This is a genomic window from Amycolatopsis sp. NPDC033938, assembly GCF_055575975.1.
This window is the reverse complement of record NZ_JBVIRO010000013.1, coordinates 19,446-33,288: the sequence shown is the minus strand read 5'-3', so window position 1 is coordinate 33,288 and position 13,843 is coordinate 19,446. Positions and strand designations below refer to the sequence as shown.

The following is a 13,843-nucleotide window of genomic DNA, read 5'->3' as shown; positions in this document are numbered from 1 at the left end:
GGCCCACTCGCACACCGCCTTGGGGTGCTCGCCCCTTTGCCGGCAGTTTGGTTGGTGGAGTTGGGTTTTAACCCCTTAATCCCCACCCACGACCCCCTGTACCCACACGTGAAGTGAGCCTCTATGACCACCTTTGACACCTCCGCCGACACCACCGACGCCACCGGCCTCGGTGAGATCGAAGTCGGCGCCGCCCGGATCAACGTCGACGACAAGCGGATGATCAACGCCCGCGCCGACGTCAACCAGCTGCTGCCGATGAAGTACACCTGGGCCTGGGAGAAGTACCTCGCCGGCTGCAACAACCACTGGATGCCGACCGAGGTCGCCATGCAGGCCGACATCGCGCTGTGGAAGTCGCCCGACGGCCTCACCGAGGACGAGCGCACCATGCTCAAGCGCAACCTCGGCTTCTTCGCCACCGCGGAATCGCTGGTGGCCAACAACATCGTGCTCGCGGTGTACCGACAGATCACCAACCCCGAATGCCGCCAGTACCTGCTGCGCCAGGCGTTCGAGGAGGCCGTGCACACGCACACCTTCCAGTACATCTGCGAGAGCCTCGGCCTGGTCGAGGGCGAGCTGTTCAACATGTACCGCGAGGTCCCGTCCATCTCGGACAAGGACGCGTGGGCGCTGAAGTACACGCAGAACCTGGAGAACCCGGACTTCGAGACCGGCACCCCGGAAGCGGACCAGAACTTCCTGCGGGACCTGGTCGCGTTCTACGTGATCTTCGAAGGCATGTGGTTCTACACCGGCTTCGCGCAGATCCTCTCGCTCGGCCGCCGGAACAAGATGATCGGGATCGCCGAGCAGTACCAGTACATCCTGCGCGACGAGTCGATCCACCTGAACTTCGGCATCGACTGCATCAACCAGATCAAGATCGAGAACCCGCACCTGTGGACCGAAGAGTTCCAGGCGGAGATCCGGACGATGCTGACCGAGGCGTGCGAACTCGAGGTCGCCTACGCCCGCGACACCATGCCGCGCGGCATGCTCGGGCTCTCGGCCGAACTGATCGAGCAGTACATGCACTTCATCACCGACCGGCGGGCGCAGCAGATCGGTCTCGCGCCGATCTTCGGCGAGACGGAGAACCCGTTCCCGTGGATGTCGGAGGCGATGGATCTCAAGAAGGAGAAGAACTTCTTCGAGACCCGCGTCATCGAGTACCAGTCCGGTGGCGCCCTCGACTGGGACTGATCACCTGAGCTGACGAAACGGCCCGCCCCGCGCACTCGCGCCGGGCGGGCCTTTTCGTGGCCGCCTGCGGGACTGAAGGCCGCGGTGACCGATCCGGCGCGTTGGTCGTGCGTGATAAAGAGCGTTCCGGCCAAGGGTGTTTCAGGTACCTACGGCGGGTGGGTCCGGTGACGGCCGGGCCGTGAAGGACTCCTTGAGGGACCCAGAGTCCCTCCAAGTTCCCCTCACCCGTCGCGGACGACCATCACGAGCCTCAGCAGCACCACCAGTCACAACAGCTGCGCGTGAAGGACCCCTTCCCTCGGCTCAGCCGAGGAAACTCGACCTTCACACCTTCCCCAGTACATGATGGCCCCCTTCCCCGCGCCTAGCGCAAGGAAGGGGGCCATCATGCACCTCACACCAGCAAGGCCACAGGCCACCAGTAGGTACCTAAGAGGGCGATTCGGGTTCTAACCCGAATCGCCACTCACGACCAACCCAGCCCACCCCCTCACCGGCAGCCTCCAGCCGGGAAGTCCGTGTTCGCCACCGCGGCCGTCCGGTTCATCACATGTCCAGCGGAGGGGTAGCGGGCCTGAGTACGCTCCACAGTGCTACTGGTTCGCCCGGCCTCCCAGGCCGGTCGAGGTAACAGGGAACCCGGTGGGAATCCGGGACTGCCCCGCAGCGGTATGTGGGAACGAAAGCCGTCACCGTGCGAGACACGGTAAAGCACTGGGACATGGCGACCCGGGAAGCGACGGCCGGTAGGAGCGAGTGAGTCGCCCACGAGTCCGAAGACCTGCCCGTGGTACGCGCGCCGACGGCGTGCGTGAGTCCGGGCCTCGTGGGATGGGCACGACCGAACAGCGGTCACTCCTGCGCGCGCTCCGGGCTCTGACGACAAGCTCGCGAGGAGAGAGCTGTGACCGAAATCGGCACCACTGTGCTGGGCTACCCCCGGATCGGACCGGACCGGGAACTCAAACGCGCGCTCGAACGCTACTGGGCGGGCAAGATCGACGAGGCCGCGCTCCTGGAGACCGGCCGTGCGCTGCGCACGCGGACCTGGCGGGACCTCAAGGACGCCGGACTGGATTCCGTCCCCTCCAACACGTTCTCCCACTACGATCAGGTGCTCGACACCGCCGAACTGTTCGGCGCGCTGCCGGACCGCTTCACGAAGCTCGGCCTTTCGCCGCTCGACACCTACTTCGCCGCCGCGCGCGGCGTGCAGGACGCGCCGGCGATGGAGATGACGAAATGGTTCGACACCAACTACCACTACATCGTCCCCGAACTCGGCCCCGACACGGCGTTCGCCCTCAGCGGCACCAAGCCGCTCGACGAGTACCGCGAGTCCCGCGCGATCGGCGTCGAGACGCGGCCCGTGCTGGTGGGCCCGGTGACGTTCCTGCTGCTCGCCAAGCCCGCCGAGAGCGCTCCGGAGGGCTTCCGGCCATTGGAGCTGCTCGACCCCCTTCTCGACGCCTACGTCGAGCTGCTGCGGCGTCTGCATGACGAAGGCGTCGAGTGGGTTCAGTTCGACGAACCCGCCTTCGCGGCTGACCGCTCCGAGCAGGAACTCAACGCGCTCATCCGCGCCTACCATCGGCTCGCGAAGGCAACCGCACGGCCGAAGATCCTGGTCGCCGGGTACTTCGGCGGACTCGGCCGGGGGCTGGGCGTGCTCGCCCGTTCCCCGATCGACGCGGTCGCCGTCGATCTCGTCAGCGACGAGTCCTTTGTGGACGCTGTCGCGGCCGAGCCCGCCTTGCGGGACAAGGAGGTCCTGGCCGGGGTCGTGGACGGCCGCAATGTCTGGCGCACCGACCCGGCCCGCGCGCTCAGCCGGGCGGCGACACTGCTCGGCACCGCGAAATCGGTCAGCGTCTCGACGTCGTGCTCGCTGCTTCACGTGCCCTACGACGTCGAGCGCGAGACCGGGCTCCATCCGCGTCTGAAGGGCTGGCTCGCCTTCGCCAAGCAGAAGGTCGACGAGGTCGTCCTGCTCGGCCGGGCGCTCAAGGAGGAGGGCGTCGACCTTTCCGCCGCCCGTGCCGCGGCCGCCGACCGCGCGTCCGCGACCGAACTGGTCGACGCCGGGGTCCGCGCCCGGCTGGAATCGCTGCGCCCGGAGCACACCGTTCGCTCCCCCTACGCACGACGCGCGGCGGCACAACAGGAAGCGCTGAACCTCCCGGCGTTGCCGAGCACCACGATCGGCTCGTTCCCGCAGACCACCGAGGTCCGCAAGGCACGCGCCGCGCACAAGGCGGGTTCGCTGGACGACGCGGGTTACGAGGCCGCGATGAAGGCGGAGATCGAGCGGGTCGTCCGGTTGCAGGAGGACCTCGGCCTGGACGTGCTGGTGCACGGCGAGCCCGAGCGCAACGACATGGTCCAGTACTTCGCCGAGCGGCTGGCCGGATTCGCCGCCACCGATTTCGGCTGGGTGCAGTCCTATGGCTCGCGCTGTGTCCGGCCGCCGATCCTCTACGGCGACGTCTCGCGGCCCGAGCCGATGACCGTCGCGTGGGCCCGCTACGCGCAAAGCCTGACCGCCAAGCCGGTCAAGGGGATGCTGACCGGGCCGGTGACGATCCTGGCGTGGTCGTTCGTCCGTGACGACCAGCCGCTGGGCGAGACCGCTCGCCAGGTCGCGCTGGCGATCCGTGACGAGGTCCACGACCTGCAGGCGGCGGGCATCCGCGTCATCCAGGTGGACGAGCCGGCCCTGCGGGAGCTGCTCCCGTTGCGCGCCGCGGCGCACGAGGCGTACTTCGCCTGGGCGGTCTCGTCGTTCCGGCTGGCGACGTCCGGGATCGACGACGCGACGCAGATCCACACGCATATGTGCTATTCGGAGTTCGGCGACGTGGTCAAGGCGATCGACGCGCTCGATGCCGACGTCACCAGCATCGAGGCCGCCCGGTCGAAGATGGAGGTCGTCACCGATCTCGGCGCGGCGGGCTTCGGCCGCGGCGTCGGGCCGGGCGTGTACGACATCCACTCGCCGCGCGTCCCCGGCGTCGACGAGGTCAGCGGGCTGCTGCGGACCGCCGTCGGCGCCGTGCCCGCCGAGCGGATCTGGGTCAACCCGGACTGCGGCCTGAAGACCCGCGGTTACGCCGAGGTCGAGCCCGCCCTGCGGAGCCTGGTCGCGGCCGCGCGCGCGGTCCGGTCCGAACTCGCCTGACCGTTCCGTGAAGGCCTCCTTCCCTACTCTGAAGGTAGTGAAGGAGGCCTTCACGGACTTCCGTCAGGGTATTGTCAGGACGTCAATAAGGGTGCGATGGTGGAGCGGTAACCGATCTCGACGGGGAGATGGTCACCATGACGAACACGGTCGAAAGGGTCACGGGAGTGCTGCGCGAGCGGGTCCCGCCGCTCACGTCGATCCCGCTGCCGCGTTCGGTCGACCAGCGCTGGCTCGGCGCGACCTGGCCGGTCCGCGAACTCGCTCCCGCCCCGCCGGGCCTCAAGCCCGTCCTCGGCGACGAAGGCCCGCCCGTCATCGGGCACGCGCTGGACTTCATGCGCTTCGGCATCGAGTTCGGCCTCAAGCGCTACGAGACCTACGGCCCGGTGTCGTGGATGGGCGCGTTCGGCCGCCGCATCGTCATCCTCTCCGGCCCCGAAGCCACTCAGATCGCGTTGGTGAACAAGGACAAGGCCTTCTCCCAAGAAGGCTGGAAGTTCTTCATCGAGCAGTTCTTCGACCGCGGCCTGATGCTGCTCGACTTCGGCGAGCACCATCTGCACCGCCGGATCATGCAGGCCGCGTTCACGCGGCAACGGCTCACCGGCTACGTCGACCAGATGGGACCGGCGCTGCGGGAAGGCGTCGCGGCCTGGGCGGACCGGCCCCATCCGCGGATTTACTGGTCCCTCAAGCAACTCACGCTGGACGTCGCGACGCGCGTGTTCATGGGGATGTGCTCCGGCGACGACGCGGCCGCGATCAACCGCGCGTTCGTGAACTCCGTGCGCGCCGGCACGGCCCTCGTGCGCTTCCCCGTACCCGGCGGCCGCTGGGCGGCTGGATTGCACGGCCGCAAGGTACTCGAACGCTACTTTTCGGCGAACCTGCCCGCGAAGCGGCGAAGCGACGGCGACGACCTCTTCACCGCGTTGTGTCACGCCACCACCGAAGACGGTGATCGCTTCACCGACGCCGACGTCGTCAACCACATGATCTTCCTGATGATGGCGGCGCACGACACCTCGACCATCACCAGCACCGCCGCCGTCTACCACCTCGCCAAGAACCCCGAGTGGCAGGAACGCGCGCGCCAGGAATCCCTCGCGCTCGGCGACGACGTGCCGGACATCGAGGCGCTGGAGACCCTGACGACACTGGACCTGATCATCAAGGAATCGCTGCGACTGGTCGCTCCGGTACCTTCGCTGACCAGGAAAACCTTGAAGGACACCGAGGTTCTCGGGCATTTCATTCCAGAAGGGACACTGGTCGGGGTTTCCCCCACCGTCAACCATTTCGCGCCGGAGCTCTGGACCGACCCGATGCGCTTCGACCCTGACCGCTTCAGCGAAGGACGTCGCGAAGACAAGTCGCACCGTTACGCGTGGATGCCCTTCGGCGGCGGCGCGCACAAGTGCATCGGGCTGCATTTCGGGACGTTCGAAGTCAAGGCGCTGCTGCACGAGATGCTGCGCGCGTATCGATGGTCGGTCCCCGAGGACTACATCACTCGCTGGGACTACGTCTCGCTGCCCGTTCCCGCGGACGGTCTGCCGATCCAGTTGACGGCACGCTGAATTTCGATCAACAGACCCCCACGATCGAGTACTCTTGGTAACTTCCGGTCACCACTCGTGTAGTAGTCATCACCCTTTCAGCCGGTAGACACCCCGTATCGCGCATGATGCCGTGGCACTACTCCCGGTCGGCTCATACCTAGTGTGGGTCCCTGAGCCCGGACACCCTGTCTGAGCTGGCCATAAACCGCGCATGAAGAGGTGAAGTGTGCCTGAGCCTGGTGCCACGCCAGGGTTGGTGGACGTCGCTCGGAGATGGGCCGCGACGCTCGCTGACACTAAAGGAGTATCGCTTCCCCAGGAGCAACTCGAGGAGCTCTTGCTCGGCGTCGCGCAGGACGCCGTCCGGACCGAGCCCGACCACAGGCCCGCTGTGCAGCGCTTCTCCAAGCTCTATTCCGCCTCGCCCATCGGGATCGCGCTGGCCGACTCCGACGGCTACATCGTCGAGGCGAACGACGCCCTCGGCAAACTCCTCGGCTACCGTCCCTCGGCACTACGCGGCCGGAACATCGCCGATCTCGGCTCGGCCGACCACGACATCGCCCGCCTGCGGAACGGGCTCTCGCAGCTGATGAACCACAGCAGGCCGACCCAGCAGGAACGCCTGTTGCTGGAGCACAGCGAGGAAGGTCCGCTCTGGGTCGACGTGACCCTGACCGACCTTCCCGGTGACCGGCCCGGCTCGACCTATCCCGTACTGATGGTCTCCGACGCCAACGAGATCCACCTGCTGCAGGAACGGCTCCTGCACCAGAACGTGCACGACCCGCTGACCGGCCTGCCGAACGCCACCGCGTTCGAAAACGCTCTCGAAACCGCGCTGGCCGGTTCCGGCGGGGAGCAGGTCGCGCTCGTCTACCTCGACGTCGACGGCTTCAAGGTGATCAACGACGGGCTCGGCGCCGGTGTCGGCGACCAGGTGCTGCGCGGGGTCGCGACCAAACTCAAATCCGTGTTCGCCGGCAGGCACGACGGTTCCGTCGCCCGGCTCTCCGGTGACGGGTTCGCCGTCCTGCTGCGCGGCGAGTTCACCTCGCCCCAGGTGATCGCGCTGGTCGAGCAGGCGCTGGAAGAACTGGCCGAGCCGATCTACCTCGGCGGGCACGGCATCGGGGTCAGCGCGAGCGCCGGCATCGTCGTCCGCCCGGTCGCCGACGGCGGCCCGGAGGATCTGCTCCGTGCCGCGGAGATCGCCCTGCACCGCGCCAAGGAAGCGGGCAAGGCACAGTGGATGCTGTTCGACCCCGAACTCGACGCCCGCGACCGCGGCCGCTACCAGCTCGGCGCGGTCATCGCGGGCGCGCTGGAGAACGGCGAGTTCTCCCTGATCTACCAGCCGACGGTGAAGCTCGCGAATCCGGATCAGCTGGCCGCGGTCAACGCCGGGCTCCGCTGGAACCATCCGGAGAAAGGCGAACTGGACTCCGACGAGTTCTACCCGCTGGCGCAGATCACCGGGATGACCATCCCGCTCGGCCGCTGGCTGCTCGCCGAATCGCTCGCCGCCACCGCGCGCTGGCGGAGCCGGTTCGGCGAGGCCGCCCCGGACGTCTGCGTACGGCTGCCGAACCGGCTGGCCATCGACCCCGATCTGGTGCTGCTGGTCAAGGAACAGCTCGACCGCCACAGCCTCCCCGCGCAGGCCCTGCGGCTCTGCACGGACCGCGAATCCGTCCTCGACCCGCGCTGTGGCGAGGTGCTGGACTCCTTCGCCGTCCTGGCCGATCTGGGCGCCCAGCTCGTGCTGACCATCTCCGGTTCGGCGGATCTGGAGCTGATCCCGCAACACCGGCTGCCGGTCCGCCACGTGATCCTCTCCGGTGCCGTGGTCGACGCGCTCGCCGACCGCGAAGACGAGGCCGACGTGCGGCATCTGTGCCAGCTCGTCGCCCGTGCCAAGGAACTGAAGCTGCGCATCGGCGCGGAAGGCGTCCGCAGTCACGAACAGGCCGAACGGCTGCGACGGTACGGCGTGCTCGCGGCGCGCGGTCCGTTCGTCGCCGACTCCGCCACCGGGGACGAGGTCGACGAGCTGATCGAACGCCACGCCCACTGACGTGACAGGATCCGTCCATGGACCAAGGTGACATCGCCCCGGACTTCACCCTTCCCGACGACAAGGGCGAGGAGCGCAGGCTGTCGGACTTCCTCTCGTCCGGCCCGGTCGTGCTGTTCTTCTACCCCGCCGCGATGACCAGCGGCTGCACCGCGGAAAGCTGCCACTTCCGCGACCTCGCCGCGGAATTCGCCGAAGTGGGCGCGCACCGCGTCGGCATCAGCCCGGACGCCGTCGCCAAACAGCAGGAGTTCTCGGCCAAGCACGGCTTCGACTATCCGCTGCTGTCCGATGTGGACGGTGAGGTGGCCAGGCAGTTCGGGGTCTGGCGCAAATTCAGCCCGCTGCACGCCAAACGGCACACGTTCGTCATCGACACCGACCGCAAGGTGCTCGAGGTGATCAAGAGCGAGCTGAAGTTCACCGTGCACGCCGACAAGGCACTCGCGGCCCTGCGCGAGCGTAAAACCAGCGCGGGATAAGGCAGCGGGGTAAGGCAAGGGTGGCGGCTCCGTGACCCTTCGCCTTACTCGCGCTTGAGCCGCCAGACCCGATTGACGCCCGTGCAGGCGTGGGCGAGCGGCGGTTCGGCGGCTTCGGAACCGGTCATCGTGAACCCCAGCCGCGCGGGCACGGCGCCGCTCGCGACGTTCTTCTCGTCGTGCCGGATCTCGACTTCCGGCGCGCCGAGGCGGAAGGCCTCGGTGGTCAGCAGCCGAGCCGCCCTGGTCGCGAGCCCCCGGCCGGTGTGGCGGCGGCTGAGCCAGTAGCCGATCTCGATCCCGTACGGACGGGTGATCATGCCGGTGCCGCCGGCGAGCTCCCCGTCGACGAAGATCGCGAAGTCGTAGGTCTTGCCTTCGGCCCAGTTCCGCGCGCTGGCTTCGAGGAACCCGGCGGCTTCCTCGTGGCCGTAGCCGTTGGCGGCCCAGATCATCCAGGCGCCGAGGTGCTCGGCGGAATCCCCCGCGACCGCCGCCAGGGTGCCGAGCTGCTCCGGCTGCCAGCGGCGCAGCACGATGACGTCGTCGGTGAGGGTTTCGGCCGGCGCTTCCATCGCCTCATGGTGACGGACGACGGCCCGGCGCGCCTCCGGTTTTCGGCGGCGTCAGGTGAGAATCGCGCTGTCCGGGATCACCGTGTCGTTCTTCAGCGCGTCGAACAACAGCTTCGACTTCGTCTTGTCCCAGTTCTCCGCAGAGCCGTTGGTCACCGGCACCGTCGTGGTGACCACGCCGCCCGAGGAGATCCCGCGCATGGCCAGCGCCAGTCCCACCAGGTTGTGCACGTGGTCGCCCGAGTCCATCGTCAGCGCGTCCGGCGCGGTCGACAGCAGCGGGAACAGCGAGAACGGGTTCAGCAGCGTTCCGGGGCTGCCGATCTCGCTGACCAGCGCTCCGATGAACTTCCGCTGGTTGGCGACGCGGTCGAGGTCCGAGCGCGGGGTCGCTTCGCTGTGCCGCATGCGGACGAACCCGAGCGCCTGCGGCCCCTGGAGGTCCTGACAGCCCGCGGGGATCTTGATCCCGGTCATGGTGTCCTCCATCGGCTTCTCGACGCACATGTGGACCCCGCCGATCGCGTCGACGATCTTCGCGAAGCCACCGAAACCGATCTCGGCGTAGTGGTCGATACGCAGGCCGGTGGCGCCTTCGACGGTCTGCGCGAGCAGTGCCGGGCCACCGATCGAGAACGCCGCGTTGATCTTGTTCTTACCGTGCCCCGGGATGGCGACCTGCGAGTCCCGCGGGAGGCTCAGCAGCGTCGGCTTGGTGCTGTTGTCCGGGACGTGGGCGATCATGATGGTGTCGGTCCGCTTGCCGCCACCGGCGGCCTTGCTGTCGCCGGTGACCAGTTTTTCCTGTTCCTCGGGCGTCAGCCCGTCCCGGCTGTCGGAGCCCACGATCAGCCAGTTGGTGCCTTCGGCCGCGACAGGGCGGCCGGAGTAGTCGGCCAGCGCGTCGACGCGGTTGATGGAGAACTCCAGGTACACCCACACGCCGGCGAGGAACACCACGAACACGGTCAGGAGGGTGAGCAGCACCTTGCCGAAGCCCCAGCGACGGCGGCGCGGCGGGCGCGCGCTCTCGGCAGGACGGCCGGGAGGAGGCCCTGGACGGCGCGGTGGCGGGCCGGCGGGGCCTTCCTCGCCCCGGTAGCCCATCGGCGCCGTCCGCTCGTCGTACGGGCTGCTCCCCCGGCCCGGCAGCGGCATCATCTGCGCCGGCTGATGCTGCCGGGGGCGGCCGGACGGCGGCCGTTGTGGCGGCATCCGTCGCCCTCGGTCGTCGCCTCCATACGTCATGCCGAATCACCCGTCCCGATTTCGCGTGTGGGGCCAGTCAACCGCAGACCCTAAGTGAAGGACGTGCGGCACCCCGCATCGGTTGGGTGGCGTTCACCGGCCGTTGTCGGCGAATCCGAACTGGTGGACCTTGAGATACCCCGATCGGAACCCCGCTTCGGAGTACGCCAGGTAGAACTCCCACATCCGTTTGAAGACGTCGTCGAAACCCAGTTCGGTGATTTCATCCCACCGCTGGATGAATTTCTCCCGCCACAGTCGCAACGTGTGGGCGTAGTCCTGGCCGAACTCGCGCACCCCCTGCAGTTTCAGCCTGGTGTGCTCCAGGACGCCCTGTTCGATCGACGTGGTCGACGGGATGAGCCCGCCGGGGAAGATGTACTTGTGCACCCAGGTGTACGAGCGGGCCGCGGCGAGCATGCGTTCGTGGTCCATGGTGATGGCCTGGAGCCCGAGCCTGCCGCCCGGCTTCAACCGCTTCCCGATCGTCTCGAAGAACGTGGGCCAGTACGACTCGCCGACGGCCTCGATCATCTCCACGCTGACCACGGCGTCGTACTCGCCGCTGGAGTCGCGGTAGTCGCACAGCCGGACGTCGACCCGGTCGGCGAAACCCGCCGCCGCGATCCGCTCGGTCGCCAGCGCGGCCTGTTCCTCCGAAATGGTCAGTGACGTGACCCGCGCGCCGCGTGCGGCCGCCCGGATCGAGAGCTCGCCCCAGCCGGTGCCGATCTCGAGCACCGTGCTGCCCTCGCGGACCCCGGCGTAGTCGAGAACGCTGTCGATCTTGCGGTGCTGGGCGGCAGTGAGGTCGTCACCCGGGCCGAACAACGCCGACGAGTACATCATCGACGGGTCCAGGAACGCGCCGAACAGGTCGTTGGACAGGTCGTAGTGGCGGTGGATGTTCGCCCGCGACCCCTCGATGGTGTTCTCCTCGTCCGCGGGATGGCCGCGGTCGACGAACCGGCGGAACCGTTGCAGCAGCGGCGGGATGAGTGTCGCCATCCGTTCCGCGAACGGCGTCAGCACCTCCGCGAGCGCGTCGGTCGTCCAGTCGCCGACCATGTAGGCCTCACCGAAGCCGATCTTCGCGTCCACGCCGAGGCGGTGGAAGAAAGCGGCGGGGCGATTGAGCCGCATCTCGGGCGCGTCCGGGCCACCGGAACCCAGGTGGGAACCGTCGGGCATCCGCACGCGGACGTTCAGCGGGCGCACCGCCTGCCGGAACAACTGCTCGGCGATCCGCGCGCGAAAGGGCGAATGCGGTGGCGTGGCCAGCCCCGGCCACCGGGTTTCGTCGGGGGTGGGCAGGCCGGACGGACCCGCCATCCGGTCGACGCTCGACGTGGACATAGGTACTCCCTCCCACCCGGCCTAGACCGGGATCCGCAGCCGTTCGGAGCTCGGCCGATCCCAAGCCCCGCTCACCGTTTCGTCAGTCCCCCCGGCTTCGATCAGCTCGAGGGTGAAAGCCCGTACGAGACGGTTCCAGACGCGGGACCGTCGTAGCATCGCGTGCCCTTCACCGCCGATTTCGAATCGCGCGGACCGCGATGTCACCTTTTCGGCTCGTTCCGCGAAAGCGTGTGAGGCCACCGGATCGGTCATCCGGTCCTTGGTGCCGTGCGCGATGAGCACGGCACGGCCTTCGAGGGCATCGATGGGTTCACCCGGCGGTGTCCACGGAGCCAGCCCGCAGACGCCGACGACGGCCGGGTCGTCCGCGACGCGGAGCGCGACCCGTCCCCCCATCGAATGGCCGACGAGGATCACCGGTACGCCAGGGTGATCGTCGTGGATCTGGTTCAAAGCCCACCGCGCGTCGGCGAGCGCGTCGGTGCCCTTGTCGTTCCAGCCGTATATCCGGTTACGCAGGAGACGCACTTCGACACCGTGCTCCCGGACGGCACGGTGGACGTCCTTCGCCAACGGCACCATCCGCTGGTACGCCAGCCGCCACCACGCCACGCGGGCATGACTGTGCTCCGCGCCGCCGTGCAGCACCAGCACCACGGCCCGCACCCGGCCACGCGCCCGCAAAGTCCGCACCGCGGGATCAGCCTCGCTCACCCTGGCCCCTCCAGTCTCCGAAACCCGGCCGCAGCGATCGGGTCAACCTCGATCATGACCCGATGTATTCCACTTCGGCCATTGGTCCACGCGATACATTCGTCGCTGACCTCCAGACGGAAGGGCGGATGTGGTGAGCACCACCGAACGTTATGCAGACGTCTCCGAACGGCTCGCGGAAGCCGAACGGGGTAACGCGGCGCAGATCCGGCAAGCGGCGGAGCTGGTACTGGGGGTCATCCGGGCCGACGCGCTGGTGTTCACCGCCGGTGCCGGGCATTCGCTGGCCGCCGTCGCCGAGACCTTCTACCGCGCGGGCGGGCTCGCCTGCGTGTATCCGGTCTACCACCCCGACCTGCTGCCGCTGCACGGCGCGCAGTACAGCACCAAGACCGAGCGCCGGTCCGGGCTGGCCGAAGAAGTGCTCGCCGAGCGGGCGCCGGGACCCGACGACCTACTGGTGGTGTTCTCGACCTCGGGTGTCAACCCGTACCCGGTCGAGCTGGCCGCCGGGGCGCGGGCGCGCGGGGCGTCGGTCATCGCGGTGAGTTCGGCCGCGTCCGTGGCCGCGGCGCCGAAGCGCGCGGCGACGACGCTGATCGAAGAAGCCGACATCGTGCTCGACTCCCACGTCCGCCCCGGCGACTCGAGCTATCCGCCGGACGCGCCCCGGACCGCGCCACTGTCCACAGTGATCAACGCGTTCCTGTGGAACCTCGTCCTCGCCGAGGTCGTCGACCTCGGTGCGGAACGGGGCGTCGACATCCCGCTGTGGCGCAGTTCCAACGTGGACGGTGGCGACGAGGCCAACGCCGCGCTGCTCGCCAAGTACGGCGCCCGGGTCCCCGCGCTCCGGTAGGAAACCGGACCCCCTCCCGGAACCCCGTACCATCACCGGACGTGACCGGCTCGTGGTGGTGGGACCTGCTGATCGGCGTGGGTGCCGCCCTGCTGCTGATGTGGCTCGCGCTGGTCGTCGTATTGGCCATCGCCCGGCCCCGTGGTGGCTTGCTGCGGGAGGCGCTGCGGCTGCTGCCGGACGTGCTGCGCCTGGTGCGACGGCTGGCCGCCGACAAGAGCCTGCCGCGCGGGGTGCGGATCCGGCTGGGTCTGCTGCTCGCCTACCTCGCCCTGCCACTCGACCTGATCCCGGACTTCATCCCGGTGCTGGGCTACGCGGATGACGCGATCATCGTCACCGCCGTGCTGCGCGGGGTGGTGCGCCGCGCCGGCCTGGACGTCGTCCGCGCGCACTGGCCGGGCACGGAGGACGGCTTCGCGGCCGTTGTCCGGCTCACGGGTCTGGACCGGCCGCCGCGGTGAGCGCCGGGGCAGGTTGGGGGTGGGTGGGGGTTTGGGGTGTTACACCCCTGGGCCCGCAGCGCCCCCCATCCCCCCCCCCCCGCCCCCCCCCCGGGCCCCCCCCGGGGGGC

General features: G+C 68.6%; 11 protein-coding genes and 1 riboswitch. Of the genes, 7 read left to right on the top strand and 4 right to left on the bottom strand.

What is annotated here, in order from left to right; genetic code table 11:
* The first annotated feature begins 123 nt into the window (after positions 1–123).
* The 5 genes from ACZ5ZX_RS28115 to ACZ5ZX_RS28095 all read left to right on the top strand — a co-directional run bounded on the left by ACZ5ZX_RS28115 (position 124) and on the right by ACZ5ZX_RS28095 (position 8,514).
* Positions 124–1,209: a ribonucleotide-diphosphate reductase subunit beta gene (locus ACZ5ZX_RS28115; RefSeq protein ID WP_465504972.1), complete on the top strand. Its 1,086-nt coding sequence runs from the start codon at positions 124–126 to the stop codon at positions 1,207–1,209.
* Between the two features lie 583 nt (positions 1,210–1,792).
* A riboswitch (cobalamin riboswitch) is annotated at positions 1,793–2,015 on the top strand.
* Positions 2,016–2,116: 101 nt separating this feature from the next.
* On the top strand, positions 2,117–4,390 hold the full coding sequence (metE, locus tag ACZ5ZX_RS28110) for a 5-methyltetrahydropteroyltriglutamate--homocysteine S-methyltransferase (RefSeq protein ID WP_465504971.1): 2,274 nt from the start codon (positions 2,117–2,119) through the stop codon (positions 4,388–4,390).
* Positions 4,391–4,527: 137 nt separating this feature from the next.
* On the top strand, positions 4,528–5,973 hold the full coding sequence (locus ACZ5ZX_RS28105) for a cytochrome P450 (protein WP_465504970.1): 1,446 nt from the start codon (positions 4,528–4,530) through the stop codon (positions 5,971–5,973).
* A gap of 238 nt (positions 5,974–6,211) precedes the next feature.
* Positions 6,212–8,032 carry a putative bifunctional diguanylate cyclase/phosphodiesterase gene (locus ACZ5ZX_RS28100; protein ID WP_465505163.1) on the top strand — a complete coding sequence of 607 codons (1,821 nt, stop codon included), beginning with the start codon at positions 6,212–6,214 and terminating at the stop codon, positions 8,030–8,032.
* Positions 8,033–8,049: 17 nt separating this feature from the next.
* Entirely contained in the window at positions 8,050–8,514 is a 465-nt protein-coding gene (locus ACZ5ZX_RS28095; RefSeq protein WP_465504969.1) for a peroxiredoxin, read from the top strand.
* Between the two features lie 44 nt (positions 8,515–8,558).
* Here ACZ5ZX_RS28095 and ACZ5ZX_RS28090 read toward each other — a convergent pair whose 3' ends face one another.
* From ACZ5ZX_RS28090 to ACZ5ZX_RS28075, 4 genes are all read right to left on the bottom strand, one after another.
* Positions 8,559–9,089: a GNAT family N-acetyltransferase gene (locus ACZ5ZX_RS28090; protein ID WP_465504968.1), complete on the bottom strand. Its 531-nt coding sequence runs from the start codon at positions 9,087–9,089 to the stop codon at positions 8,559–8,561.
* A gap of 51 nt (positions 9,090–9,140) precedes the next feature.
* Positions 9,141–10,337 carry an LCP family protein gene (locus ACZ5ZX_RS28085; RefSeq protein WP_465504967.1) on the bottom strand — a complete coding sequence of 399 codons (1,197 nt, stop codon included), beginning with the start codon at positions 10,335–10,337 and terminating at the stop codon, positions 9,141–9,143.
* A 93-nt stretch (positions 10,338–10,430) separates the two neighbouring features.
* Positions 10,431–11,693 (bottom strand): class I SAM-dependent methyltransferase, encoded by a 1,263-nt coding sequence (locus ACZ5ZX_RS28080; protein ID WP_465504966.1) that lies wholly within the window; start codon positions 11,691–11,693, stop codon positions 10,431–10,433.
* Positions 11,694–11,714: 21 nt separating this feature from the next.
* A complete protein-coding gene (locus ACZ5ZX_RS28075) occupies positions 11,715–12,410 on the bottom strand; it encodes an alpha/beta hydrolase (RefSeq protein WP_465504965.1) in 696 nt (231 codons plus the stop codon).
* Positions 12,411–12,540: 130 nt separating this feature from the next.
* Between ACZ5ZX_RS28075 and ACZ5ZX_RS28070 the strand changes: the two genes are divergently transcribed.
* Together ACZ5ZX_RS28070 and ACZ5ZX_RS28065 are read left to right on the top strand one after the other, a co-directional pair.
* A complete protein-coding gene (locus ACZ5ZX_RS28070; protein WP_465504964.1) occupies positions 12,541–13,269 on the top strand; it encodes a sugar isomerase domain-containing protein in 729 nt (242 codons plus the stop codon).
* Between the two features lie 41 nt (positions 13,270–13,310).
* Positions 13,311–13,733, top strand: coding sequence for a YkvA family protein (locus ACZ5ZX_RS28065; protein ID WP_465504963.1), 423 nt, complete (start codon positions 13,311–13,313; stop codon positions 13,731–13,733).
* Positions 13,734–13,843: the final 110 nt, after the last annotated feature.